The organism is Ferdinandcohnia sp. Marseille-Q9671 (assembly GCF_976954385.1).
Genome location: NZ_CDRJTA010000001.1, coordinates 482,515 through 508,684 on the forward strand (window position 1 = coordinate 482,515; position 26,170 = coordinate 508,684).

26 protein-coding genes are annotated in these 26,170 nt (G+C 37.7%); 1 reads left to right on the forward strand and 25 read right to left on the reverse strand.

From position 1 onward, the window contains the following. Window positions 1-285 precede the first annotated feature (285 nt). A complete protein-coding gene (locus ACWNMY_RS02595; RefSeq protein ID WP_449536727.1) occupies window positions 286-1,152 on the forward strand; it encodes a YitT family protein in 867 nt (288 codons plus the stop codon). A gap of 210 nt (window positions 1,153-1,362) precedes the next feature. Here ACWNMY_RS02595 and ACWNMY_RS02600 read toward each other — a convergent pair whose 3' ends face one another. The 25 genes from ACWNMY_RS02600 to ndk all read right to left on the reverse strand — a co-directional run bounded on the left by ACWNMY_RS02600 (window position 1,363) and on the right by ndk (window position 26,087). Continuing rightward, entirely contained in the window at window positions 1,363-2,040 is a 678-nt protein-coding gene (locus ACWNMY_RS02600) for a zinc metallopeptidase (protein ID WP_449536728.1), read from the reverse strand. 207 nt (window positions 2,041-2,247) lie between these two features. Further along, complete coding sequence (gene ypjB / locus ACWNMY_RS02605; RefSeq protein WP_449536729.1) at window positions 2,248-3,048, reverse strand: sporulation protein YpjB; 801 nt, start codon at window positions 3,046-3,048, stop codon at window positions 2,248-2,250. A gap of 106 nt (window positions 3,049-3,154) precedes the next feature. Then, window positions 3,155-3,745: a DUF1405 domain-containing protein gene (locus ACWNMY_RS02610; RefSeq protein ID WP_449536730.1), complete on the reverse strand. Its 591-nt coding sequence runs from the start codon at window positions 3,743-3,745 to the stop codon at window positions 3,155-3,157. A gap of 123 nt (window positions 3,746-3,868) precedes the next feature. Next, window positions 3,869-4,636 carry a c-type cytochrome gene (locus ACWNMY_RS02615; protein WP_449536731.1) on the reverse strand — a complete coding sequence of 256 codons (768 nt, stop codon included), beginning with the start codon at window positions 4,634-4,636 and terminating at the stop codon, window positions 3,869-3,871. Window positions 4,637-4,789: 153 nt separating this feature from the next. Continuing rightward, the gene (gene qcrB / locus ACWNMY_RS02620; protein ID WP_449536732.1) at window positions 4,790-5,464 is read right to left on the reverse strand and encodes a menaquinol-cytochrome c reductase cytochrome b subunit; all 675 of its coding nucleotides are present in this window, start codon (window positions 5,462-5,464) and stop codon (window positions 4,790-4,792) included. A gap of 3 nt (window positions 5,465-5,467) precedes the next feature. Next, window positions 5,468-5,983, reverse strand: a complete 516-nt coding sequence (locus ACWNMY_RS02625; RefSeq protein ID WP_449536733.1) for a Rieske 2Fe-2S domain-containing protein — start codon at window positions 5,981-5,983, stop codon at window positions 5,468-5,470. Window positions 5,984-6,307: 324 nt separating this feature from the next. After that, a complete protein-coding gene (locus ACWNMY_RS02630) occupies window positions 6,308-6,766 on the reverse strand; it encodes a YpiF family protein (protein ID WP_449536734.1) in 459 nt (152 codons plus the stop codon). 235 nt (window positions 6,767-7,001) lie between these two features. Then, a complete protein-coding gene (ltrA, locus tag ACWNMY_RS02635) occupies window positions 7,002-8,276 on the reverse strand; it encodes a group II intron reverse transcriptase/maturase (protein WP_449536735.1) in 1,275 nt (424 codons plus the stop codon). 536 nt (window positions 8,277-8,812) lie between these two features. Then, on the reverse strand, window positions 8,813-9,349 hold the full coding sequence (locus ACWNMY_RS02640) for a ReoY family proteolytic degradation factor (protein WP_449536736.1): 537 nt from the start codon (window positions 9,347-9,349) through the stop codon (window positions 8,813-8,815). 116 nt (window positions 9,350-9,465) lie between these two features. Further along, window positions 9,466-10,719: a tetratricopeptide repeat protein gene (locus ACWNMY_RS02645; RefSeq protein ID WP_449536737.1), complete on the reverse strand. Its 1,254-nt coding sequence runs from the start codon at window positions 10,717-10,719 to the stop codon at window positions 9,466-9,468. An 18-nt stretch (window positions 10,720-10,737) separates the two neighbouring features. Continuing rightward, window positions 10,738-11,676 (reverse strand): hypothetical protein, encoded by a 939-nt coding sequence (locus ACWNMY_RS02650; protein WP_449536738.1) that lies wholly within the window; start codon window positions 11,674-11,676, stop codon window positions 10,738-10,740. 202 nt (window positions 11,677-11,878) lie between these two features. Further along, window positions 11,879-13,180 carry a 3-phosphoshikimate 1-carboxyvinyltransferase gene (gene aroA / locus ACWNMY_RS02655; protein ID WP_449536739.1) on the reverse strand — a complete coding sequence of 434 codons (1,302 nt, stop codon included), beginning with the start codon at window positions 13,178-13,180 and terminating at the stop codon, window positions 11,879-11,881. A gap of 105 nt (window positions 13,181-13,285) precedes the next feature. Further along, window positions 13,286-14,398, reverse strand: coding sequence for a prephenate dehydrogenase (locus ACWNMY_RS02660; protein WP_449536740.1), 1,113 nt, complete (start codon window positions 14,396-14,398; stop codon window positions 13,286-13,288). A 175-nt stretch (window positions 14,399-14,573) separates the two neighbouring features. Then, entirely contained in the window at window positions 14,574-15,668 is a 1,095-nt protein-coding gene (hisC, locus tag ACWNMY_RS02665; protein WP_449536741.1) for a histidinol-phosphate transaminase, read from the reverse strand. A gap of 21 nt (window positions 15,669-15,689) precedes the next feature. Beyond that, window positions 15,690-16,496, reverse strand: coding sequence for a tryptophan synthase subunit alpha (gene trpA / locus ACWNMY_RS02670; RefSeq protein ID WP_449536742.1), 807 nt, complete (start codon window positions 16,494-16,496; stop codon window positions 15,690-15,692). Continuing rightward, window positions 16,459-17,691: a tryptophan synthase subunit beta gene (gene trpB / locus ACWNMY_RS02675; RefSeq protein WP_449536743.1), complete on the reverse strand. Its 1,233-nt coding sequence runs from the start codon at window positions 17,689-17,691 to the stop codon at window positions 16,459-16,461. Before trpB ends, trpA begins: the two co-directional genes overlap by 38 nt. Then, a complete protein-coding gene (locus ACWNMY_RS02680) occupies window positions 17,675-18,328 on the reverse strand; it encodes a phosphoribosylanthranilate isomerase (RefSeq protein WP_449536744.1) in 654 nt (217 codons plus the stop codon). The genes trpB and ACWNMY_RS02680 overlap by 17 nt, the downstream gene beginning before the upstream one ends. After that, window positions 18,309-19,088: an indole-3-glycerol phosphate synthase TrpC gene (trpC, locus tag ACWNMY_RS02685; RefSeq protein ID WP_449536745.1), complete on the reverse strand. Its 780-nt coding sequence runs from the start codon at window positions 19,086-19,088 to the stop codon at window positions 18,309-18,311. Before trpC ends, ACWNMY_RS02680 begins: the two co-directional genes overlap by 20 nt. Next, entirely contained in the window at window positions 19,078-20,103 is a 1,026-nt protein-coding gene (trpD, locus tag ACWNMY_RS02690) for an anthranilate phosphoribosyltransferase (protein WP_449536746.1), read from the reverse strand. The genes trpC and trpD overlap by 11 nt, the downstream gene beginning before the upstream one ends. Then, window positions 20,096-21,613: an anthranilate synthase component I gene (gene trpE, locus ACWNMY_RS02695; protein ID WP_449536747.1), complete on the reverse strand. Its 1,518-nt coding sequence runs from the start codon at window positions 21,611-21,613 to the stop codon at window positions 20,096-20,098. The genes trpD and trpE overlap by 8 nt, the downstream gene beginning before the upstream one ends. Before the next feature lie 315 nt (window positions 21,614-21,928). Next, window positions 21,929-22,300 (reverse strand): chorismate mutase, encoded by a 372-nt coding sequence (gene aroH / locus ACWNMY_RS02700; protein WP_449536748.1) that lies wholly within the window; start codon window positions 22,298-22,300, stop codon window positions 21,929-21,931. A 29-nt stretch (window positions 22,301-22,329) separates the two neighbouring features. Next, window positions 22,330-23,409, reverse strand: coding sequence for a 3-dehydroquinate synthase (gene aroB / locus ACWNMY_RS02705; protein ID WP_449536749.1), 1,080 nt, complete (start codon window positions 23,407-23,409; stop codon window positions 22,330-22,332). Continuing rightward, window positions 23,409-24,581: a chorismate synthase gene (gene aroC / locus ACWNMY_RS02710; protein WP_449536750.1), complete on the reverse strand. Its 1,173-nt coding sequence runs from the start codon at window positions 24,579-24,581 to the stop codon at window positions 23,409-23,411. Before aroC ends, aroB begins: the two co-directional genes overlap by 1 nt. A gap of 214 nt (window positions 24,582-24,795) precedes the next feature. Further along, a complete protein-coding gene (locus ACWNMY_RS02715) occupies window positions 24,796-25,569 on the reverse strand; it encodes a CheR family methyltransferase (RefSeq protein ID WP_449536751.1) in 774 nt (257 codons plus the stop codon). 71 nt (window positions 25,570-25,640) lie between these two features. Then, window positions 25,641-26,087 (reverse strand): nucleoside-diphosphate kinase, encoded by a 447-nt coding sequence (gene ndk / locus ACWNMY_RS02720; RefSeq protein WP_449536752.1) that lies wholly within the window; start codon window positions 26,085-26,087, stop codon window positions 25,641-25,643. Between the last annotated feature and the right edge of the window lie 83 nt (window positions 26,088-26,170).

Genomic DNA, 26,170 nt, shown 5'->3' on the forward strand with positions numbered 1-26,170 from the left:
TATCACCTCATCGTTACTATCCTTATGGTAGCGTAAAATAGGGAAATTTGCCAAATTTTTTATTTATTATATCACTAGTAAAAGCCTCAATTTATCAAAAAATAACATAGCATCATACACAAAGAACACTACATCCGTTGCGACGGCCTAGTGACCCACCTCGTCCGTAATAACGTGGAGCAATTCGCCTATGTGAATTGTCATAACAAAGCATGATTTGTAAGTTGTTAAACCATACTCTATAATAAAGTGGCATTTATTACTATTTTTCGGGGGTATTTCATTTTGAAATTTTCGATAAAAAACATCTTTTTCATCCTATTAGGGTCAGCAATTTTTTCTTTTGGTCTAGTACATTTTAATATGCAAAATAATCTTGCTGAGGGTGGATTTACTGGAATAACCCTTCTTCTTTATTTTCTATTTGAACTCGATCCGTCCTATACCAACTTGATATTAAATATTCCACTCTTTATTCTTGGATGGCGATTGCTAGGTCGTGTTGCATTTTATTATACACTTATCGGTACGCTTAGTCTTTCCGTATTCCTATGGTTCTTTCAACGCTATCAATTTAATATTCCACTTGATGGAGATCTAATGCTTGCTGCATTGTTTGCAGGTGTATTTATTGGTGTTGGACTAGGGATAATTTTTCGATATGGTGGTACAACTGGTGGGGTCGATATCATTGCTAGACTTGTTCGAAAGTACATTGGATGGCCGATGGGGCGAACCATGTTCTTATTTGATGCAGTGGTGATCACGGTTTCCCTCATATTCTATTTATCACCACGTGAAGCAATGTACACCTTACTTGCAGTGTTCATTGGAGCAAGGGTGATTGATTTTATGCAGGAAGGTGCTTATGCAGCCCGAGGTGCCATGATTATTTCTGAGCAGAATGATGAAATTGCTAAGAGGATTCTACATGAGATGGAACGTGGAGTTACGATTCTAAAAGGTATGGGTTCGTATACAAAACAGGAAAAGCATATCTTATACTGCGTAGTTGGTAGAAGTGAGGTTGGACGGTTAAAGCAAGTCATTATTTCGGTAGACCCACATGCTTTTGTATCGGTTACAGATGTTCATGATGTTCTAGGTGAAGGGTTTACATTAGATGAGAACAAAAAGCCGATTGAACGGTAAAACTAACAAATTTATTTCTAAACTAGCTCATTCGAGAGAAGCTATGGCTTCTCTCGCCTTTCAGCAAGGCTGAAAGGTAACCAAGAAACAAGAAATTTTCTTGAAGCAAGCGAGCTTGCTCTGTAAATTTCTCGTTTTTTGGGTAAATGAGCTAATAGGTAAAACTCAGCAAAAAGCCAGTTATTCACTGTAGAATAACTGGCTTATCTTCTATTCTTCTGAACGTGTCATACCTGTATACATAAGTATCAATCTCAACAGTTCTAATACGGCTACAGCCGCTGCTGCAACGTAGGTAAGTGCTGCTGCGTTTAGGACTTTTTTGGTTTCGCGTTCTTCGTCATTTCGGATGACTCCAGCTGATACAATTTCGTTCATTGCTCTTGATGAGGCATTGAACTCAACTGGTAATGTAACTAACTGGAAAAGAACCGCTGCTGCCATGAAGATAATTCCGTAAAGCATTAGGCTAGGAATGGTAAAAATCATACCTGCAATAATTAGAATCCATGAGAAATTTGAACCAATGTTTGCTACAGGAACAAGTGCATGTCGGAAACGGAGAAATGCGTAATTTTGTTGGTCCTGAATCGCATGACCTACTTCATGGGCTGCTACGGCTGCCCCTGCGACTGAATTACCATAGTAATTGTTAGTCGAAAGTCTAACTGTCTTTGATCGTGGATCATAATGATCAGATAGTAGACCAGGTGTTTCCTCAACCCTAACATCGTATAACCCATTTTGGTCAAGAATCCTTCTTGCAACCTCAGCACCTGTCATACCTGAAGAAGCAGGAACCTGAGAGTACTTTTTATATGCACTCTTCACTTTCATTTGCGCATATAAAGGAATGATAATAATTAACGCAAAGTATACTAAAAACATTCTATTTTTCCTCCATACTATAGTATAGTTTTATTTTAGTAAGCAAAGCCTTTAAAGTCAATTAACTTGCTTACAAAATAATCAATCCCCCCATTCTTTAAATTGCTCTTTTCGAAAATAAACACCTTACAAAACAAACAGTGGGTGCTACCCCACTGTTTGTTTTTATACAGTGAAAGTCACGGAACCACTGCATACTTTCTTGAACTATCTATCCTCATAATCACGTTGTGTCTGACGTTTTTGCTTATCTCCCTTATATTTTCTCCAACCTACATAGATTAATGTAAGAATAATTGCACCGCCAGTTGAAATCATCACCCATATAAGCGAAGGATCCGCATCATCTTCTGTCATTCTTTCAAATAAATTATTAAGTTCAAGCTCCATTTCATCTAGTTGTTGCATTCTTGTGGTAGTTTTTAGCTCCTCATTCCTGTAGGTATCTAAGAATGCAATATGTGAGTCAATTTTTTGAACATCTTCAGGAGTAATGTCTACCTTAATACTTGGATGAATCACATTATATTTTGATAGAAATATAGTAAGAAGTTGATTGTAGTTTTCATTATCTCCTTCTTCAATCGTTTGCTTCATTTGGCTAAATGTCGTCATAATTGAATCTTCCATTTCGGTCCACATTGGTTGATGCTCTGACCGAAGTGCATCAATTACCAAACGAAATTGAGTGACTTTATTTATTCTTTCCTCAAAGCTAAGAGAAGTAGAATTTACAGCTTCAAGTGCGGCATTATGTGTCACCGTAATAACTCGCAGTTCATCCATTGAATAGGATTGTTCACGTTGATTCATTCGTAGAAATTCATTTGAAAAATGAGTCAATAATTGCTTAGCATCCTTGTATCTTTCATGCTTCACCATTTGTAGGGCTTGGTCAGAAATTTGATCAAGTTTTTCCCAATTCTCTTCGTTGGAGGCAGCGAATATGGATATAGGATGAATCATAACTATAAAGCAAATAATACATATAATTCTAGAGATTTTCATACTTGTCCCTCCTCAACATCTAGTAAAATGTATGAGAGATTGGACAAGAGTAGACCAACTTTTTAAAAGAGAGGGATAGAAAAGTCCCCCATTGATTAATATTTCTTTATTGAAGGTCTAGTTTATAACGATTGGTTTTAATGCAAAGAAGATAGGTAATCAAAATTGACACGATACTCAACCAAAACGTAAAGTACCCTATTTGAGGTGTAAATTGATCTAGGACACTATACCTCGGCATCATGAAGAAAACATAATCAATCACATCGTTATGCAAGGTCCATACTGCCGCAAGTACTAAATGAATTGGTTTAATCCGATAGTATGGAGCGTAAAGCAATCCTTGTATCGCCATACCAAGATGAGAAATTATTAACATATAACCAGAAGGACTCAATCCGACGGTAAAATACGTAAGGATATTCATTACAACTGCCCATATCCCATACTTAAATAGCGTTACGATAGCCAACGCTTCAATTAGTGGCCAATTCTTTCGTAGTATAAATGCTAGTAGTACTAAACAAAAGAATAGACTGGCCGTAGGACTATCTGGAACAAATAATAGAAATTCTTTGGGGGTTATTTTTAATTGACTTTCATACCAAATGTAACCATATATGGTTCCCGGTACGTTAATTAAGAGCAAAATCCAAATCACCCAACGCTGTCCCATTAAATACGTGATCCATTTCATATATGTACCAACTTTCCTTATTCTTACCTAAAGATTCTCTTAAAATTGGTAGACTTGTCAAGGTTAAATATGAAAATTATGCCAAGTAAAAAAGCTGACTTGCAAAAGTCAGCTTTTTTCATCTTATTTAGAAGTTACTCCTGAGATAAATTCAGTAAGTTTTTGTAATTCTTCATCTGTTCCTTCGAACATACCTGGTGGCATTCCGCCTTGACCATTTTTGGCGATATCTGCAATTTCTTCAGGTGTTAGTCCATTATCAACTAATGCCTTTCCAGCAGGTCCACCTTCTAGGTTTGCACCATGACATCCGATACAGCCTTTATCTTGATAGAGCAAGTATCCTTCAGATTCTTTATCAACTTCTGCTTCTGCTACAATTTTCCCAGATTCAGCTCTTGCTTCCCAGTCTACTTGGTCTGCTGATTCCCATGTTAAGTATGCAACTGAGGCAAATCCTAAAAGCATCATACCTGTAGCAATTGGACGCTTAGATGGTCTACGTTCTGGACCACGATCTAAGAATGGGGCAAGTAATAGTGCGCCAAATGCAAGGCCAGGAATAATAAGCGTACCAATAACGTTATAATCACCTGATGCATACGTATATTTAATCAATTGATACATGAATAAGAAATACCAGTCTGGTAATGGAATATATCCTGCCGCAGTCGGGTCAGCGATTTTTTCCAATGGTGATGGGTGTGCTGCTGTTAAACATAAAAAGGCTACTAAGAAAACAGAACCAACTAACCATTCTTTTAATAGGAAGTTTGGCCAGAACGCTTCTGTTTTTCCTGGATACTCAGAGTAATCCTTAGGAATGTGCTTTTTCGTACTAACAGGAACACGGGAGTCCCCAACAAATTTCATTCCTTTTCCGCGATGCATAATCAGTCCCCCTCCTTTTTAGAGAATTTTCATTCAAAAGAGTTTTTTTACATAGATTCACATACACAATCGAGCATGCTCGATTCATTTAATTCTAAAAAAGCCGCTGTAATCATATGAAAACAGTTAAGATCACAGAGCATCCCAAACATTTTACAATGGACCTGAAATACCTTGACGGCGAATCATGATAAAGTGAGCAGCTAATAAACCGAATAATGCTGCCGGTAAGAAGAATACATGAATCGCAAAGAAACGTGTTAATGTTTGCGCACCAACTATTTCTGGATGTCCTGCCATTAAAGTCTTTAAGTATGGCCCTAATAGAGGAACCGATTCAACAATTTGAATTGTAACCTTTGTTGCGAATAACGCTTTCATATCCCAAGGTAATAGGTAACCAGTTAAACCAAGTGCTAACATTACAAAGAATATTAAAACTCCAACAATCCAGTTTAGCTCACGTGGTTTTTTATATGCACCTTGGAAGAATACACGAAGAGTATGTAAGAACATCATTACGATAACAAGACTCGCTCCCCAGTGATGCATCCCACGAACGATTTGTCCAAATGCTACTTCGTTTTGTAAATAATATACAGAATTCCATGCATTGATGATATCTGGTACATAATACATTGTTAGGAACATACCAGATAATACTTGGATGACGACGATAAAAAATGTTAGTCCTCCAAAGCAATAAACAAACGCACTAAAATGATGCGCTGGGTTTACGTGCTCAGGAACCTCATGGTCTGCAATATCTGCCCAGAGAGGAGTAATATCAAGTCGTTCGTCAACCCAATCAAAAATCTTATTTAACATTGATTACTTTCCTCCTCTAGGATTTGGCTTAGCTTTTCCTAAATATAAATAACCATCTTTTACTTCACTTTGATATACGTCTAATGGGCCCATTGGTGGTGTTCCAGGCACGTTCATACCATCCTTTTCATATAACCCATAGTGACAAGGACAGAAGAAACGATTTGGGTTAGCTGGATCCTCAGCCCAAGAAACAGCACAGCCAAGATGCTTACACACCGGTGACAATGCAATAATGTCGCCATTATCATTTTTATAAACCCATGCTGATGTTGAAACGTCTGATTCATACCATGCATCAACTTGATTTATTTTAAAATCAAATTTTTGAGGTTCATTTGTTATCTTATCCACACTTACCACTTGTACCATGTCGTGTTCAGCTTCAGGCTGAAGTAATGGGTCAATTGCAAAGCGGACCATAGGCATTAACATCCCAGCTGCCATGAAACCTCCTACACCTGTTAGAGTATAGTTTAGAAATTGACGTCTTGAAACCCGTTGTTTATTCTCGCTCATTTTTTTCCCCCCTCTATGTTAAGCTAAGTCCACACCGGACATAATTATACACATTTAAAACTAGGACATTCTCATGATATATCAATATTTGGTACAGGTCAATAATAGGATTTACTGAAACAATGGCAACTATGTGACTTTATGAGGAAAAGTAAGGAATTTTTTTACCTTTATTCAACAAAAGTACCATTCGTTTTATTATTATTGTTACATAATGATATAAATCCTTACGTTTTGGCGTAATTAGTCTTTGTTCTTACTCCTGGAAAAAGGTTTCCTTAAAATACTTTGGCATCTGCCGTATGCTTACATTTATTCAGTAATTTACTTTTGCCAAATATTCATAAATAATGAAACTAACTGCTTCATCTGATCCTGTAACATAGTTTGTTTGTACTTTTCCTCTACATATTCAAGTGGCAGTGTAGGCAACCAAATGAGAGTACCAGTTAAATCAGCCTCTACCTGCTTCCAGCTGCTATCTGATGTAATAAAAATGGAATGTTTCATCCCTTGTCCACCCAAATCACTTGTCCACTGATTTAAACGACTTTTAGCCATTGTTAGTTCTTCACTAGTAGAATAAGTAAATGCAGGAAAAAGAATAATTCTACCTTTAAATTGCCTCTCTACCTCGTTAGAGAGTATAGTAATAAACTCTCCCATAGAAACTGTGTTTTTTAAATTCCCTTCCAGTGATACTGGAATAAGTGGAATGACAGCAGTGTCCACATATTCCTTTGCTTGTAAATAAACGTCCATATCCTTAGTGACCCATTTCATTATGTATGCTCCCTTTCCTAGTGCTTATAGAAATCAACTATACTTAGGCTAATATGTACCTAATTTTTAAACTTTATAGGTTTCCATTAAAATTAAAGTTAGCCCTATACTTAGGGGTAAACTCCGAAACTACCATATCATAAAATACACAAATCGAGTAGAGGGAAAATAACTTAATTTATTTCCGCCCCTCTCACAACACCGTACGTACGGTTCGCGTATACGGCGTTTCAATTTATATTCCAGTGTGTACTTTTAGGTAACGTTCCAAGGCAGAGGGAATTCCCCTCTGCTTTAGTCTTTTATTTGAAAGTGCTCTTTGAACTACTTTTGATAATCCTATATATCGGTAGCCTTTTCGACAAAAGGTTAATCCTTTCGCTTCTTCCTTTGGAATTCCTAGTTGAATTAGCGATTTGATTTGTTTTCTCGGTACCTTCCATTGTTTCCATATGATTACCCTAATTCTTGAGCGTAACTTCTCATCAATACGAGTCATTACCTTTTTCATATTTGATATTCTAAAGTAATTTACCCATCCGAAAATGACTTGTTTCAATTTCAATATTCGGTAATCTAACGGAATACTCCAGTTTCGCTTTGTCAATTGTCGAAGCTTCCTTTGAAATTTCTGTACAGAAGTTAGGTGTGGTTTCACTTGATATCTTCCGTTTTTAGCATCGTAGTAGTAACCAAAGCCTAAGAACTTCAAATCTCCCGGACGGGAGACTTTACTCTTTTCTGTGTTGACTAACAAGCCTAATTTCTCTTCTATAAATCTCACGATTGATTTCATCACTCTATTAGCTGCTTTCTCGCTCTTCACAAAGATAAGAGCATCGTCAGCGTACCTAACGAATCGTAGTCCTCTATTTTCTAGTTCCTTATCTAGTTCGTTCAACATAATGTTACTTAAGAGAGGGCTGAGATTGCCTCCTTGCGGAGTCCCGACTGGTGTTTCTTCATATCTACCATTCACCATGACCCCACTAACTAAGTATTTTCTTATTAGTGAGATAACATCTCCATCGTCTATTGTGTTGGATATAATTCGCATTAGTTTATCATGGTGGACTGTATCGAAAAACCTTTCAAGGTCAATGTCCACTACCCAATCGTGTTCATCATTCAGAAATTCCAAGCTTTTTATAATTGCCATCTCACAACTTCTTCTTGGTCTAAAGCCATAACTGAATTCACTGAACTGCTTTTCAAATATCGGACTAAGTACTTGATGAATGGCTTGTTGAACTACTCTATCCACTACTGTTGGTATTCCCAATTTGCGCATCTTTCCATTTTCTTTTGGGATTTCCACTCTTAAGGCAGCTTGTGGTTGGTATTTTCTTGTTCTGATGCGCGTGCGCAATTCATCCTTGTTCTCTTTCAGATATTGTTTAAGTTCGTTGACTGTTACTCCATCCACTCCACTTGTGCCTTTATTTTTATATACACGCAAGTAGGCTTCATTCATGTTTTGATTACTTAGAATTTGTTCTAAAATCGACACACTCGTTTCCCCTTTCCTCTCACGTAATAAGTGATAGCTCTATCTTTTGGTTATCCTTTGAGATACGCTCATACTTTCACCATTAACACATTCAGAGTTCGTCACTTACGCATTCGTGGTGTTGAAACACTATAAATTGTTCAGCCCTTCATGATTTAACTCATTACTATGGCTTCTGCTGACTTCTTGCGACTAACCTTTTCCGACTGTACTACTGTACATCCGCAAGACCTCCCAGGGTAAGACAACTATCTTTCCTCTTTTACTCGCCTGATTTACTCTACAAAGTACGCACATCTTTTGGACTTTGACTTGTTATGGAGCCTCATCCCCTTATAGAGCCTTAGTATCAGATTTCTGTACGTCGAGCCAAGATTTTATTCCACGCTTCCTCCAGCCCTTATCTCACGATAAGTACCTTGCGCTTCCTTAGTGGTTGGTGATGTGTACCCCCACAGTGGACTTTCACCACCTAGATAGCTGCCATGCCTGGCACACATAAAAAAGACTGACAAGAGTCAGCCTTACCAAAATATTTACAATGTTTTCAACTGTTCAGTCAGTTTCTGAAACTCTGTTTTATCCTGTTTGTCAAGCGCTTCATCGATACGTTTTAAGAGATGCTCCTTCTGGAATAAGTGAATTGACTCCTCAAGAAACTTTTTAGCAAGCTCTTTATCCTGTTCGTTCACCTGAAGATGCTTTGGCATATATGGATTTTCTTCCAATACAGCAACATAATTCGGAGAATGGAAGGAGGATCTGAAATTAAGTTGAATATAAATTTCTTCATCTCTGTTTAGCCGAATATCATGAAATGACTTCTCAGCATCCGTTGTCATTACATTTTCCTTATAAAAACGAAATGGAACATCATCCACACAATGAGTCGACATTATGATTCCTCTAGGACAATATTGGGCCTGCTCGACAAAATGAACATTTTTCATAAGTTGGTCATGGCTCATTAAATAATTTAAAATCCAAACACACTCTCTTCTTTTAAGCTGATAATTATTCAGAAACCAGCGAATGAAGTCTTTTTTCTCGTTGACAGATACAGGGGTAGTCATCGCATGCTTCCCTCCTCTGCTAGTATTAAGTAATGTACTGATATACTTCAACAATCACTTCAAAATATCCTTCATATGGATGTTAAAAAGTACGTCAAAACAACAGAAAGTTCCTGCTATTGCAGTTCGGAGATTAATTCTTCAATCTCATATTTCATCGGGTCAAGCTTTAGTAATTCCTTAAAGACTTCGATTGCTTCTTGTCGTTTACCATCCTCCATCAAAAAATATCCATACTCTTCTAAAAACTCTGGAGTTTCTTTAAAAGAAGTATATGCACGACGGTAATGATTTAATGCATCCGAATATTGTTCTAATTTATTTTTTGAATAAGCAAGATCCCATTCAAATTGTATATCATACTCACTATAACCCATTACTGTATCTAAGAGGTCAACTACGTCCTCATATCTTTCTTCACGAATGAGGAATTTTGATAGCTGTAGCGTGGCTTCCACATAGCCAGGATCAATTCCTACTGCTTCACGTAGATATTGTTCAGCAGAATCTTTATCACCAAGCATCATTGATATTTTACCAGCATAAAAGGTAAGCTCTTTATTCAAGGATTCCACCTTTAGGCCTTCTATTAGAACTTCTAAGCTATTCTTTAATAGCCCTTCTTCCTCATATGCCTTTGCTAAATAGAGGTAAAGGGATTCGTAATCTCCATCTAGTTCTTTGAGTCTTGACAGAACCTCGATTGCCTTTGTAAAATACTTTGCTTGGAATGCAGTAACCCCGAATCCAAACAGTGTATTACTGTCCTCTTGCTCTTTCATAGCCTCTTCGTAAAATGGAAGTGCCTCCTCAAACTTACCAGTAGCACTATAGCTTTCAGCTATTCGAGCATTTACGTTAACTCCAGCTATTTCGGTCTTTTCGTTTAACACTGTTTCATAATATGGAATGCTTTTATTATATTCACCGTGACTTGAATATAACTCAGCTAAAGCGAAATCAATAATTGGTTCATTATTAGATTGTTTTTTTGCTACTAGTAGTTTTTGTTCACTTACTTCATGTAAACCCTGGATTTGGAATAAGTCAGCCTGTAGAACGAGAGATTCTAAATAGACAGGGTCGTCTTCAGCAATTTGTTCTAGTATGTCTATTGCTTCTTCCTCCATATCAAGGTCAATCATGATTTCAGCTAAAAAAACAAATAGCTCTCCTTCATCTGGATATTGCGCAATTAATTCTTCAACAATTTCTTTTGCTTCCTCAATAAAGCCCCATTTATAGTAATTTTGGGCAATCGTGTATTTTTCGTCGTCATTTGATTGTTCTCGAAACTTTTTTATAGCCTCTAGCCCTTCCTCTACGTTTCCATCCTCTACTAGTTGAATTGCTTTATCTAATCGATTCATGAATGATTGCTCCTCTTATTATCTCTCTTTTACCAATACATCCTTATCAAAGGAAGATACAAAAAAGCCAGGTTTCTTTACTATACATTCATTACCAAAGCCCGAATGGAAGTATACCCTGTTTCCTATTTTTGTGAAATTCCCTTTGTGCATGGTTATAGTCGGTATAAGTTTATGATAATCGAGAGTTGGCTTTTCATCAACTGTATAGCCTATCGAATCATGTTCATAAAGGTTGTAATCAAGCTCCCCTCCAACGCGAATATCTCCTTTATCTGGGTAAATACCAATTTTTTTTAACATATCAATCGATAGTGGATGGTCTTCGCTTGGACAAACTGGGATAGTAGGTATCCGGTTATCCTCAGTGATGGCCTTCCAGATCTCTTCTTTTCGATTGTTTGTAAATATAGATTTCTCTTTAATATTCCACTCAGGGATAATTGGGATTTGGTAAGCATGATATGATTCCCTTATCCAGCCCCATGGAATTGTGTGTAAATCGTCTATATTTTCAATGGAGACAATGATTACTGGAACTTTTTTACGCCTACAGGCAACAAGCAGCGAGGGTGTTAAACTTCCGAGAGGAATTCGAATACCAACGTAATAATCGATTGGACTATTCAACAAATTATGCCTAGTGCTTTTTAGTGAATGAGCTAAATCGTTTTCATTTTTACTATCACTAATAACAAGTAGTGTTGTACAGCCTCTACGTAAGTAGTCTTCTGTCATCTTCTTTTTAAATGTTTGAAAGGAATGCTCAGACGAAAAAGAATAGTTGACCATAACATGACCTGGTGTTAATAGGTATTGTGACAGGTTCGTTTTCATATATGAAAGTCTTCTGAGGTTGTCACTCATATAATCAACTCGTTTGTTTTTTACTAGTATAGAGCATGAAACAACTTTATTTTCCTTTAGAATACTTGCTTTTTCTAAAATATACGGCATCAAACCTCCCCTTTCACATACCAGTAGACAAATACTCTTAAGACAAGCTATGCGAAAAAAGGGAAATGTATGTTTATTTAATAAGGGCTTCTTATGATTTTACTACTATTATTTTATAATCGGCCTGATTGGCTTAGAAACTTTCTTTTCCAAAGGAAAGAACCCATGGAATTTGGGACTCCATGGGCAAGTATAAGGAATTCTATTTGCTTTCTTTAACTAACAAATCAAGATGTTCAAAGAAACTTGGATAAGAAACTGAAATGGATTCAGGAGCTTGTAGAACAACCTCACCAGTAGCAATACAAGCAGCAATTGCAAGCATCATGCCAATTCTATGATCACCATGACTTTGTACTTTGCCTCCAGTTAAAGGCTCCTTCGTACCAGTAATAATCATTCCATCATCCGTTGATTCAATTACTGCACCAAGCTTAGAGAGCTCACCTACTACCGTCTCAATACGATTGGTTTCTTTAACCTTTAGTTCACCAGCATCTTTAATAACTGTGTTTCCGTTTGCTTGGGTTGCTAATAAAGCAATTATCGGAATTTCATCAATTAATCGAGGAATGATGTCACCACCTATTTCAATCCCTTTAAGGTCTGATGTTTGAACAGTCAGGTCAGCAATTGGTTCATTATTTACTTCTCGTTCATTTTCAATTTCAAGTCGTGCACCCATCTGGACTAGCACATCAATAATACCTGTTCTCGTAGGATTCATACCCACATTTTTCAATGTAAGCTTACTATTAGGTACGATTGCTCCAGCCACAAGAAAAAATGCGGCCGAGGAGATATCACCTGGCACCTGGATATTTGTCGCTGTAAGCTTCTGCTGCCCTCTCACTTTAACAGTAAGACCATCTTCTTCTACTTCACAGCCAAAAGCACGAAGCATTCGTTCCGTATGATCCCTCGATTTATGTGGCTCGGTAACAGAAGTTGTACCTTCTGCATTTAACCCAGCCAAAAGAATGGAGGATTTCACTTGTGCACTAGCTACAGGTGATAGGTATTCAATACCATGTAATGATCCACCTCGAATGGCAAGAGGGGTAAAATTCCCATCCTCTCTTCCATCAATTTTAGCTCCCATTTGACGTAACGGTGATGTTACACGCTTCATTGGTCTCTTGGCAATGGATTCATCACCGATCATACAACTGTGAATTGGAATACCAGATAGTAGACCAACCATCAATCTAGTGGTTGTCCCAGAATTTCCTGTATCTAACACTTCCATAGGCTCGCGTAACCCTTCAAAACCAGCTCCCTCTATCTCCACATGATCGTTTTGCTGTGTAATCTTTACTCCCAATTTTTCAAAACAACTTATTGTACTTAAACAGTCGTCCCCGGGAAGAAAATTATCTACAACCGTCTTTCCTTTAGCAATCGCTCCAAGCATAATGGAACGATGCGAAATCGACTTATCACCTGGAATATGAATCGTACCAGTTAATCCAGAAATATTTGTACGTAATTTTAATGCATCCATCTTACCCACTCCCTAATCAATGCACTTTGACTTTGCGTAAATGTAATTGTGTATGATTGCCATCCCAACTTTGTTGGGTAAGCATTTCTAATGTATCTTAAATAGTTATCCATTAAACGTTTCGTAATTTGTTTTACTTTCAATACATTGCTTAGCTTTTTCCCGGTCTTCTTCACCTTGGAAGCTAATTCGTAATACACCATATATTTCTTCTCTTGTTTCAATGATTCTTATATTTGTAATACTAATTCTTTCTTGTGCAAGTAGTCCAGTAATTTCAGAAACAACTCCTGGATAGTCAGGAATATCCACATACAAATCATAAAATGACGGAATCGCGCCTTTTGTACGTGTTGGTAGTCCATCTCGAAAATTTTTGGCATCCATGAAGTAGTTATAAATATGATCACCATTACCGGTCTTCACAAATTCTCGAATTTGATCCATTTCATGAATCCATTTTTCAAAAAGATCTAGTAATATATCTCGGTTCTGTAGCAAAATATCTCGCCACATGGATGGATTGCTGGATGCAATTCTCGTAATATCTCGGAATCCTCCCGCTGCTAGTGGTCGGACTAACTCGTTTTCCTTATCATATTTTTCAGCTTGATGAACAAGACTCGCCGCAACAATATGTGGAAAATGACTTATAACACCAGCTACGCGGTCATGCTCTTCAGGAGACATCGTAACAAAATTTGCCTTTGTCCCTTTTAAGAGTATCTTTAGCTGTTCAACCCCTTGTTTGCTAGAGGAATCCTGCTTAATAGGTGTAAAAATATAAAATGCATTTTCAAATAGATGTTCCTTTGCAGCAGCTACACCGCTTTTATGTGACCCAGCCATTGGGTGTCCACCTATAAAAGTCACCCCGATTGTGTTAAAAATAGACTCAGCCGTTGTCACAATTTGTTGTTTTGTACTACCAACATCTGTTACAATGACATCTTTTTTAAGTTCATATGTACGTAACTCATGAATAATTTCTACAGTTTGTTTCACTGGTACAGATATAAAAATAAAATCACATGTATGTACGACATCCTCCAACTTAAACACTACTTCATCAATTACTTGTAACGTCTTTGCAAGTAGTGATGACTCTGTATCACGGTCAAAACCGTATATTGTTGCTTCAGGATGTTCCTTTTTTATCGCTAGTGCGATTGAACCACCGATTAAGCCAAGTCCAATCACTAAAACATTTGTTTTCAACATCATCACCACCAAATTAGAAAAGCACAAGGCACACTTCCATATGTATCTTATTCGAAACACGGGAATCCCACTTCCTAGCGTGGACCTAATAACATGGGGATTGCTGGCACCTGGAACTAGACATCGAAGTAAAAACACATAATGGGGGTTACTCGATAACCCCCGCAGTTTATTATTTATTACTTTTGAGCATCTCTGTTAATAGAGCAATAATTTCATTATTTTGTTCTTCAGTACCCACTGTTATCCGAACACTAGATGGATACCCCAGAGCATTTCCTGACCGAACAATGAAGCCACGTTCCAATAGATAGTGGAATACTTCATCACCGGAACGGTCAAAGTGAATTAATACAAAATTGCCAAACGAAGGAAAATAAGTTAGGTTATTTTCTTCGCAAAATGTGTAAAACTGCTGTAAGCCTTGCTTATTTTTTTCAACATATGTAGCAATAAAGTCTTGATCTTCTAGTGCAGCTATTGCTGCTGCTTGAGCAACACGGTTTGTATTGAATGGCTGACGTACCGGTTCAATTTTAGTGATAAATTCACTATTTCCGATCGCGTACCCTACTCGAAGTCCACCAAGCCCGTATGCTTTTGAAAAAGTCCGTAAAACAAGAAGGTTAGGATAGTCCTGTAGTAAAGCTACTGTATCTGGATAATCCTCCTCGTTTGCGGCAAATTCATAGTATGCTTCGTCAACTACAACAAGAACATGTTTTGGAACCTGTTGTAAAAAAGTTAGAAGCCTGTTTGAGCTTACATATACGCCCGATGGATTATTTGGGCTACAAACCCAAACTATTTCTGTATTTTCATCTATTTTTTCAAGCATTCCATCTAGGTCATGATGACCATCAATAGCTTCAACTTCGCGAACCTCTGCGCCTTCTAATACCGCATTATGCTTGTATTGAGAAAAAGAAGGTGTCGCCATCACTGTATTTTTCCCTGGAGCGAGCAATGCAGTTGTCAGGATGTGGATAACATCATCAGACCCATTTCCAAAAAGCAATTGTGCCCCATCTACCCCTAAATGTTTTGCAACCTTTTCCCTAAGTTCAGTTGCATACCCATCTGGGTAGATAGCAAAGGAGGTTAAACTGCTAGTTACAGCTTCTTTTACTTTTTCTGAACTCCCGTAGGGATTTTCATTTGATGCTAATTTTACGATCTTATCTAGCCCATATTCCTTTTTTACCTCTTCAATTGGCTTTCCTGGCTGATATGGTTTTAATTCCAAAAGCTGTTCTTTGATATTCATTTAAGCTGCACCTCTTACTCATTAGTTAATAGGAGTTATTACATCACTAATAAAATCTTTAAAATGGCATAAGGCTGGGGCTCTTGTTCCTTCATCGACCAAACCTGGCACTAGTTCCTCTATTTTTTGAATCAAAGCACTGCCCATAATAACTCCATCACAGTGGTTCTTTAAGGTCTCAACCTGTGAAGCATTAGAAATTCCAAACCCTACCGCAACCGGTATGTTGCTATAGCGTTTTACTTCATCTAAGAATGAGTATACCTCTTTGTTTAGTGAATTTCGAACACCAGTTACACCGAGAGATGAAACGCAATATAAAAACCCTTGGGCATTTGTCGCAATCATTTTAATTCTACTACTTGAAGTTGGAGCCACTAGAGAGATAAATTTCAATCCCTCAAACTCACATTTCTTACGTAAATCTTCACTTTCTTCAAACGGAAGGTCTGGAATGAGCAAGCCATCTATACCATTTTGTCGCGCTAAAGCGAAAAAGTTTTCTTCTCCTAATTGTAGCACAGGATTGTAATAGGTAAAGATGATAACCGGAATTTTTAGTCCTTTTTTTCTCATTACAGAAACTAGATTCATAGAATTTTCTAGTGTTACCCCATTCTTCAACGCTCTTGAAGATGCCCTTTGAATAACAGGACCATCTGCCAATGGATCTGAGTACGGAATCCCTAATTCTAGGATCGACGCACCGGCTTCCTGTAGGGTAAGAGCTATTTCCACAGTAACATCGGGGTGTGGGTCACCAGCAACAATGAATGGGATAAATAATTTCTCAGCCTTGGGCAATCGTTTCGTAAAGGTTGTGTTCATTTTTAGCTCCCCCTTCTTCTATATATGTCATTAATGAATGGACATCTTTATCACCACGGCCAGATAAACATACTAACAGTGATTCTTCGGGTGACATCTCTTTTGCAATCTGGATCGCTTTTGCCATTGCATGGGCAGATTCAATAGCCGGAATAATACCTTCAACTCTAGTTAGCATTTGTAATGCATCAAGTGCCTCCTGATCAGTCACTCCTTCATAGTTTACTCTGCCGTTATATGCAAGGTATGCATGTTCAGGACCAACACCTGGATAATCTAGTCCAGCAGAAATAGAATATGGTTCGATGATCTGTCCATGTTCATCCTGCAATAGATAAGTTAGCGAACCATGAATGATTCCTTTAGTACCTTTTGTAATCGTTGCTGCATGTAAAGAAGTGTCAACACCTTTACCTGCTGCTTCTACACCAATTAAACGTACATCGTCATCTAGGAATGGATAAAACATGCCAATTGCATTACTTCCCCCACCAACACAAGCAACAATGGCTGTAGGTAACTGATTTTCACGTTGTAAGAATTGTTCTCTAGACTCATCACCAATAATTCGCTGAAAATCACGTACCATTTTTGGATATGGATGGGGACCAACAACTGAACCAATCATATAATAATGATCTTCACAATGTTGTACCCAGTAACGAATTGCCTCATTTGTTGCATCTTTTAACGTTTGATTACCGCTCGTTGCAGGTATTACTTCAGCACCGAGAAGCTTCATTCTAAACACATTTAGTTTTTGTCTCTCAATATCCTCTACTCCCATGAAAACCTTACATTCTAGTCCGAATTTTGCTGCTACCGTAGCTGCTGCAACTCCATGCTGCCCGGCTCCTGTTTCTGCAATTATTTTTTTCTTGCCCATTCTTTTTGCGAGAAGGGCTTGACCAATCGCATTATTAATTTTGTGTGCACCAGTATGATTTAAATCTTCTCGTTTCAAATAGATTTTTGCTCCACCTATTTGCTTAGTTAAATTTTCAGCATACGTAAGTGCTGTTGGCCGACCTGAATACTCCTTCAAAATCCGTAAATATTCGTCTCGGAAGTCTTGATCATTGTACGCTTCCTCAAGAGCCTTTTCGATCTCCTCTAATGGCGTCATCAATGTTTCCGGAACAAATTTACCACCAAAGTCTCCAAATCTACCATGTTGATTAGGTACGTTGTTCATACTTATCCACCTGCTTCTCTATAGTTTGAATGACACTGTAATCTTTCTTTCCTTCAAGTTCAATCCCACTCGATATATCAAACCCGTCAATTTCATATTGTAGGAGCTCTGAAATATTTCGAGAATGAATACCGCCAGCTATGAAACAAGGAACTCCCTGATTATGAGCCTCACGTTGGTATTTTGGGACTGATTTCCAATCAAATGAAACACCAGAACCTCCCCACATGTTTGCTACCTTTGTATCAATTACATAACCGTCCGCAACGCCCTTGAACTGTTTCATTTCCTGAAGAGATATATTATTATGATGGATCACCTTCCATACATTCTGTGTCGTAACTTCCTTAATTTGTTCAACAAACTCTACTGATTCAGTTCCATGGCATTGAATAATAGATAGAGGAACTTGGTCTAACACTGTCATAATGTCGTCAAGCTCTGCATTAACGAAAACACCAACTACCTTTTTATTCTGTATATCTACCTCTTGCAACCAATTCTTTACTTCAGTTGGCTCTACTTTTCTTTTACTATCAGCAAAAATAAACCCAATATAGTCCGCGTTACTTTTTGAAACTACTAGAACATCCTCATGTGATTTATTGCCACAATACTTAATAATTGGACGTTTCATTTGCTACCTCGCCAAAGATTTGCCTAATCCCTAATCCAGGTGATGTTGCCCGCATAAAAGCTTCACCAATAAGTGCTGCTTTTGCTCCAAACCTACTAATATCCTTGATATCCTGTGGACTATGAATCCCGCTTTCACTCACTACAAGACTCTCAGCAGGTGCTTCCATTGCAATTTCAGCCGTATGAATAATGGAAGTCTCAAATACCTTTAAATTTCGATTATTAATGCCTACTAGTTTTGGAGAAACATATTTACATACTTGTTCCAGTGTTTCCCGGGAATGCACCTCTACAAGACACTCCATCCCACTTTCATACGCTTCACAATAATATTCATGTAATTGTTTTGGATCAAGGACTTCTCCAATTAATAAAATCGCATCCGCACCGATTTTTTTACTTTGGCGAATCTGTTTTGCGTCAATGATAAAATCCTTTCTGAGTACAGGGATATTAACCCTTTTCTTAATATCAATTAAGTATTTCATTGATCCTTGAAAGAATTTTTCATCCGTTAACACGGAAATCGCATCTGCCTTTGCGTCCTCATACTCAGCTGCAATAGAGACTGGGTGAAAATCCTCTCGTATAATACCTTTTGATGGTGACGCCTTTTTCACTTCCGCAATTAGTCCAATTGACCGATTCGGTTTAACGAGTGCATTGTATAACGACCTCTGTTCTATCTCACAATCTATCTCAGGATATTCGAGGCTTTCCAACTCAATCTTTTTTTGTTCGATGATTTTATTTAGCATAGTATTCCACCTCACGATTTCTTAGCTGTTCAAATTGACGCTTTGCCATCCCCGTAACAATAGCTTCTCTTGCTAAATCAACACCTTCGCCAATGCTTTTCGCCTTTCCTGATACATAGATGGCCGCTCCCGCATTAAGTAAAACAATATTTGTGGCACTTTCGTTCGCAGTTCCATATAAAACCTCCTGTAAAAGAGTAGCACTTTCTATCACAGAAGATACTTGAATATCTTTCATATTTCCCCGTGGGAGATTGACATTCTCTGGTGCTAACACAAATCTTGAAATCTCTCCATTTTTTAATTCCACAACATCAGTTTCTGTGGAAATACTACATTCATCTAACCCGTCCCTACCAGATACGAATAAAATATGTTCTGAACCTAGTTTTTGAAGGGCATATGCCATCTTTTCGGCATACTCCGTAGAATAGACCCCTAACACTTGTTTCTTACACCTAGCCGGATTTGCCATTGGACCTAGTAAATTAAAGATTGTTCGGAATCCAATTTCTCTTCTCGGTGTAACCGCATGTTTCATTGCAGCGTGATAAATGGGAGCAAATAAAAAACTCATATTCCGTTTATTTAAAGCTTCTCTTGCCTCTTCTTGAGTGGATTGAATCTCAACGCCTAAATATTCTAAAACATCAGCGCTACCGCTTTTGGATGAAACGGCACGATTCCCATGTTTCGCTACCTTTACCCCTAGGGCAGAAACAACAATCGCAGATGCTGTTGAAATATTGAAGGTTGAAGCTCCGTCTCCACCTGTACCACAAGTATCAATCACGAACTCATTCTCATAATCTAGCTGCATCATGTGTTCTCGCATCGCTTTTGCAAAACCTGTAATCTCATCAACTGTTTCCCCTCGAAACCTCAAGATAGACAGTAGACTTGCAATTTGACTAGCAGTCGCTTTTCCAGACATAATCTCATCCATCACTTGATAGCTTTCTTCTTCAGTTAAATAGTCACCATTAATGCATTTATTTAAAAGATGTTTAAACATGAATATCCTCCTTATCGAAAGCTTCTTCTGCCAATTGAATTGTTTGTATCAATGCACTAGCCTTATTAACCGTTTCCAGCCATTCATGCTCAGGAACAGAATCTGCGACGATACCTGCCCCCGCTTGTACGTAGGCAACTCCATCCTTTATGACAGCTGTTCGGATAGTAATACACGAATCAATATTTCCGTCAAAACCGATGTAGGCAATTGTCCCTGCATACAAATTTCGAGCGGTCGGTTCAAGCTCTGAAATAATTTGCATAGCCCTAATTTTTGGGGCACCGGAAACCGTACCAGCAGGGAAAGCAGCTAATAAAGCATCCAACGGATCAATTTTTTCATCTAGTTCACCTGTTACTTTAGAGATTAGATGCATAACATGTGAGAATCTCCCAACTTCCATAAGAACAGGCGTTTTTACAGAGCCAAATGTTGAAACTCTTCCTATATCATTTCTTGCGAGGTCTACCAGCATATAATGCTCTGCCTTCTCCTTCTCATCTTGAAGTAATTCTATTGCGAGTGCATCATCCTCTTCTTTTGTTTTTCCTCTTCTTCTTGTTCCAGCAATTGGATGTATTTCTAAGTGCTTGTTGTGAATTTTTATTAAACGTTCAGGTGAACTACCAACAATCTCAATGTCATTTATTTTGATATAAAATAAATATGGTGAAGGGTTAACCATCCGCAACACTCTGTATAGTTGAAAACCACTAACAGTTACCGGTATTTCAAAGCGCTGTGATAAAACAGCTTGAAAAATATCACCCTCGGAAATATAATCCTTTATTTTTAGTACCGCATCGAGAAAATCCTGTTTTTCAAAGTTGGTTTTTATATCCGAAACGCTTGGGATCTCGTGCAACCTTGGTAAAAGTAACATTTCATTTTGTTCTTTATTTTGAATAATCTTAGATAGGTACATATTGATCTTAGAATTGGCGTGATCAAAGACCGCTCTCTTAATTGGTCCATTTTCATCCCCATTTAACCGAATATAATGAACAATAATTAATTCACGGGAATGATGATCTAAAGCAAGAATCGTTTCACAAAAGAAAAACTGATAGCGCTCCATATTTAAGTCATTATTATGGTGCTCTTCCACCTTTTCAAAGGTCGAGATTGCATCATATCCAATATATCCAACCGCCCCACCATAAAAGGGAATTTCAATATCAAGTGGTTTTAGGACTAAATAATCTTTAATCCAGTCAAAGGCATCCTTAACGGACTTTTTCTTAACCATACTTTGTTGGTTTTCGTTTTTCACAAAGTAGCGACCTTTGTTTTCATCGATAAACAGAAATGGCTTTAATCCAATGAAAGAATATCTAGACCAATCTGATTCATCATCCTTACTTTCTAACAAAAAGGAAGCTTCATTTTTTAAATTTTGGAAAATTTGAATGGGTGTTAACGTATCAACTAAGAAACGTTTCACAATTGGTATTGTCCGATATTGTGTTGAATCGGACTCAAACGAGGAAAAATCGTACGTATTCATTTGGCTCACTCCTTCATATAAAATGAAGAATGAGGATTTAGGAGGTATGTAACAAAAGGTATTGCCTATAACATACATAGTAAGATTTTATAGGCAAAAAATAAACAACCCAAAGACACATACGTTCGTATCTTTGGGTAGAAGACTACATATACACTAAAAACTAACCTCAGCTAAACTCTCTCATTCTCGTCTACCCTATGCTCAACTCTAACTTTTCTAAAAAATCTAACTATACTAAATAGTATTCATTTATAATATCTTATCAGGCGTGTAATTGTCAATCCATTGTATACCATTTTTTAATTACCTTTATTACTCTTTTACAACAGATAAATCAGGTCTAAGTACAATGGCTCCCTCTTGATAAACATGGTGGATATCCTGTTGTTTGATGATTGTATTAACAGTCATCATTACGCGAATACACATTGGCAGTGATCCTGGAACTGGAATTTCCCTCATACTTATCACCGGTACATATGTCCAGCCTTCAATTTGCCTAGCTGCTGCTGCCGGAAATGCCGCATTAATGTCATCCGTTACGGAAAATAATATTTGAGCGACATCAGATGCTTCTATCTGGTTTTCAACAATCATTTCGCGTAGTAGTTTTTCAGTGGCGTCTAATATCTCTTGTTTGGTATTTGCTGTAATTGTGGTTGCACCACGTATTCCCCTTACCATTCTCACTCCTCCTCATCGCCAGAGCCTACCTATCCATGTTTTTTTAATAAACGGAGTAACTGCTGGTCATCTATATCTTTTATGACGGTTTCTCCTATGTTTTTCAATAGTATCATTTTTACAATGCCAGAAGTTGCCTTTTTGTCATGTTTCATACGTTCAAGCAACTTTGCAGGATCTACCGTGTTCGGAATGCTGGTTGGAAACTCAAATTGAGCAAACCAGGCTTTTATCTTGTCAGAAGATAAATCAATATTGTATATTTCCTCACTAACCTTTAGAGCAAATATCATTCCGACTGCAACGGCATCTCCATGGGTTATCTTTCCATAACCAAGTTCAGCTTCAATTGCATGTCCTAACGTATGTCCAAAGTTCAAGATGGCACGTAATCCTTTTTCTTGTTCATCCTCAGAAACAACCTTCGCTTTCACCGCTACCCCTTGTAATACCGAGTACTGGAGCTTTTCATCACGCAGGTCATCTAAGGTTGTTATTTCATTTGTTAACCAACTAAAAAGTTCTTTATCCCAAATAAGACCATGCTTAATAACTTCTGCAAATCCTGAACGAAGTTCTATCTTTGGAAGTGTCCTCATAAAGTCGATATCATATAGCACTGCATTCGGCTGATGGAAGGCACCAATCATATTTTTTCCTAGCTCATGATTAATAGCTACCTTCCCACCAACTGCACTGTCATGTGCTAATAAAGTAGTCGGAATCTGAATAAATGGTATACCCCGCATGAATGTAGCAGCTACAAATCCCGCTAAATCTCCTACCACCCCTCCACCTAATGCCAGTATGACAGAAGATCGATCAAGTCCATTCTGCAATGCATACGATTGACATTGATAATACATATCAAATGATTTAGCACTTTCTCCAGATGGGATGACAAATGATAATGGATTATCAAATTGCTTATCGAGTATTCCCACGACTTTTTCTAAATAAAGTGCTGCTACAGACTCATCACTTATAACAAGTATCTTTGAAACAGATTGACAAGTATCTTCAATAACCTGAGGCAATTTATCAATGATATTCGACCCAATAAACATAGGATAGGTCTTTGATTTAGTTGTAATGGTTAGCTGTTCCATTAGAAATCCCTCGAATACTCTCGCATTTTGTCAATGTTTTCACGAATTAATTCGATTCTATCTTGTCCAAACTGTTCAAGAATTGCATTCGCAACTTCCCATGCTACAACGGCCTCAGCAACGACGGATGCAGCAGGCACTGCACAGCTGTCCGATCTTTCAATGCTTGCTTCAAATACTTCTTTTGTATCAATATCCACACTTTTTAAAGGCTTATAAAGTGTTGGGATTGGCTTCATAACACCTCTTACAACGATTGGCATGCCGTTTGTCATACCGCCCTCAAAGCCACCTAAATTATTTGATTTTCTCTTATAGCCATCCTCTTTATCCCAAGTGATTTCGTCATGTACTTTACTACCTGGAATTCTTGCAGCTTCAAATCCAATTCCAAATTCAACACCTTTAAACGCGTTAATACTAATCATTGCTGCTGCAATTTTGGAATCAAGCTTTCGGTCGTAATGGACATAGCTGCCAACGCCAACTGGCATTCCTTCTACAATAACCTCTACAATTCCACCAATTGAATCCCCGTTTTTCTTTGCTTGATCAATCGCATTCATCATTTCAATACCAGCTTCTTCATCTAGACATCTCACTGGTGACTCTTCAGTCTTTGTTTTAAGTTCTTCCAAGCTTGAATATGTAGAGTCTTTTGCACGAACGCCCCCAATTTCCAATACATGTCCTGCAACATGGATATCGAGTGCCGCAAGAAACTTTTTAGCGACTGCACCAGCTGCCACTCGAACAGTTGTTTCACGAGCGGAAGACCTTTCAAGTACATTTCTCATATCACGATGACCGTATTTTATAGCTCCATTAAGGTCTGCGTGACCTGGTCTTGGACGAGTGATTTTACGTTTGACTTCATCTGCTTCTTCGTCTGTGATTGGCTCAATACCCATTATTTTAGTCCAGTGCTTCCAGTCATTATTTTCAACTACCAAAGCAATAGGAGATCCTAATGTCTTTCCATGTCTCACTCCACTAACGATTTGCACTTGGTCTTTTTCAATCTGCATTCTTCTTCCACGACCATGTCCCTTTTGACGTCTAGCGAGTTCAAAATTTATATCTTCTGTGGTCACTTCAAGACCGGCGGGAACACCTTCTAAAATGGTTGTAAGCTGTGGTCCATGTGATTCCCCTGCTGTTAAATATCTCATCTATGTTACCCCCTTATATAGCTAAAAGTGAGAATTTCACTTTCATAATTTAAAGCGATTATGTATCAATATATCACAATCTATGTATATCCGGGAAGATTTTTTCAAATTTTTTGTACTCTTTACCTCTTGAATATAAAAGAAAAGAATTCACCGATTAGGTAAATTCAATTACTATATGTTAGCAAACACATATTGATTGGTCATTGTTTTTTCATTTCTTTCGATAAAAAAAGGTATCTTCTGTCTCAAAGCCATAAGACCCAGGGTTGAATATTTGTTCTGTGCTCCCAACAAATAATATTCCCCCATTTCTAAGGGCTCCACTAAATTTGTTGTATAGCATATCCTTTGCCTCTTCTGTAAAGTAAATTAATACGTTTCGACAAACGATAAGGTCAAAGTCTCTTCCAAACGAGTCGGCTAACAAGTTTTGCTTTCTAAATGTGACTGTCTTTTTAATATCGTTGTGTATTTCAAAGAAAGTGCCATCTTGAGTAAAAAACTTCTTTTTCATATCTAATGGGACTTCTTGTAGAGAACGCTCTGGATAGACTCCTATTTTTGCTCGAGCTAGAACATTGTCATCAATATCTGTAGCTAAAATGGAGATTTGTTGTAGAGGTAGAAACTTAGACAGTACCATCGCTAACGTGTATGGCTCTTCACCCGCAGAACAGGCAGCACTCCACACTTTTATACTCTTCTTTTCTTTGAGTAGCTTTGGAAGAATTAATTTTTCTAGTACCTCCCACCTTTTTCCGTTTCGGTAAAACTCTGAAACATTTATAGTCATTCGATCTAAGAATTCATGGAGAAGTGCCTTATCTTGCTCAATCCCTTTATAATAGTCTTGGAAACTAGAAAAGCCCCTTTTCTCATATAATGAGGTTAGTCTTCTGATCATCTGTGCTTCTTTATATAAACGTAAATCAATACCTGTCTTAGCTTTTATTTGTTGGATAAATCTTATGTAGTTTGTTTCCATGTTTTCCCCTCACTTCTTGGTGCCAAAACCTTTAGAAAAACCAGCCCTGAAAAAGAGCTGGTTTGGTTGGATTAATAAATCCAGTTATTAATTAGTTTATCATAGTCAACAAGTTCTTCTTCCTTGAAAAATAATGAAATTTCTCTTTCAGCACTTGCTGGTGAATCTGACCCATGAATCACATTTTTACCAACTGTTAAACCAAAATCACCACGGATTGTTCCTGGTGCAGCATCTTTAGGATTGGTTGACCCCATCATTTGACGAGCTGTAGAGATAACATTTTCCCCTTGCCAAACCATGGCGAATACTGGTCCAGATGTAATAAATTCAACAAGTTCTCCGAAGAACGGACGCTCTTTATGTTCACCATAATGTTCTTGTGCGAGCTCTTGTGAAATTGACATTAACTTTGCGCCTACTAATTGTAAGCCCTTACTTTCAAAACGTGATACAATCTCACCGATAAGCTGGCGTTGGACGCCGTCAGGTTTAACCATTAAAAAAGTTTTTTCCATGTTTATCTCCACCCCAACAAATATGTATATAGTCATTAATTAAGTGACCAATCAAAATAGTAACACTATTTTGATTGGTTTGC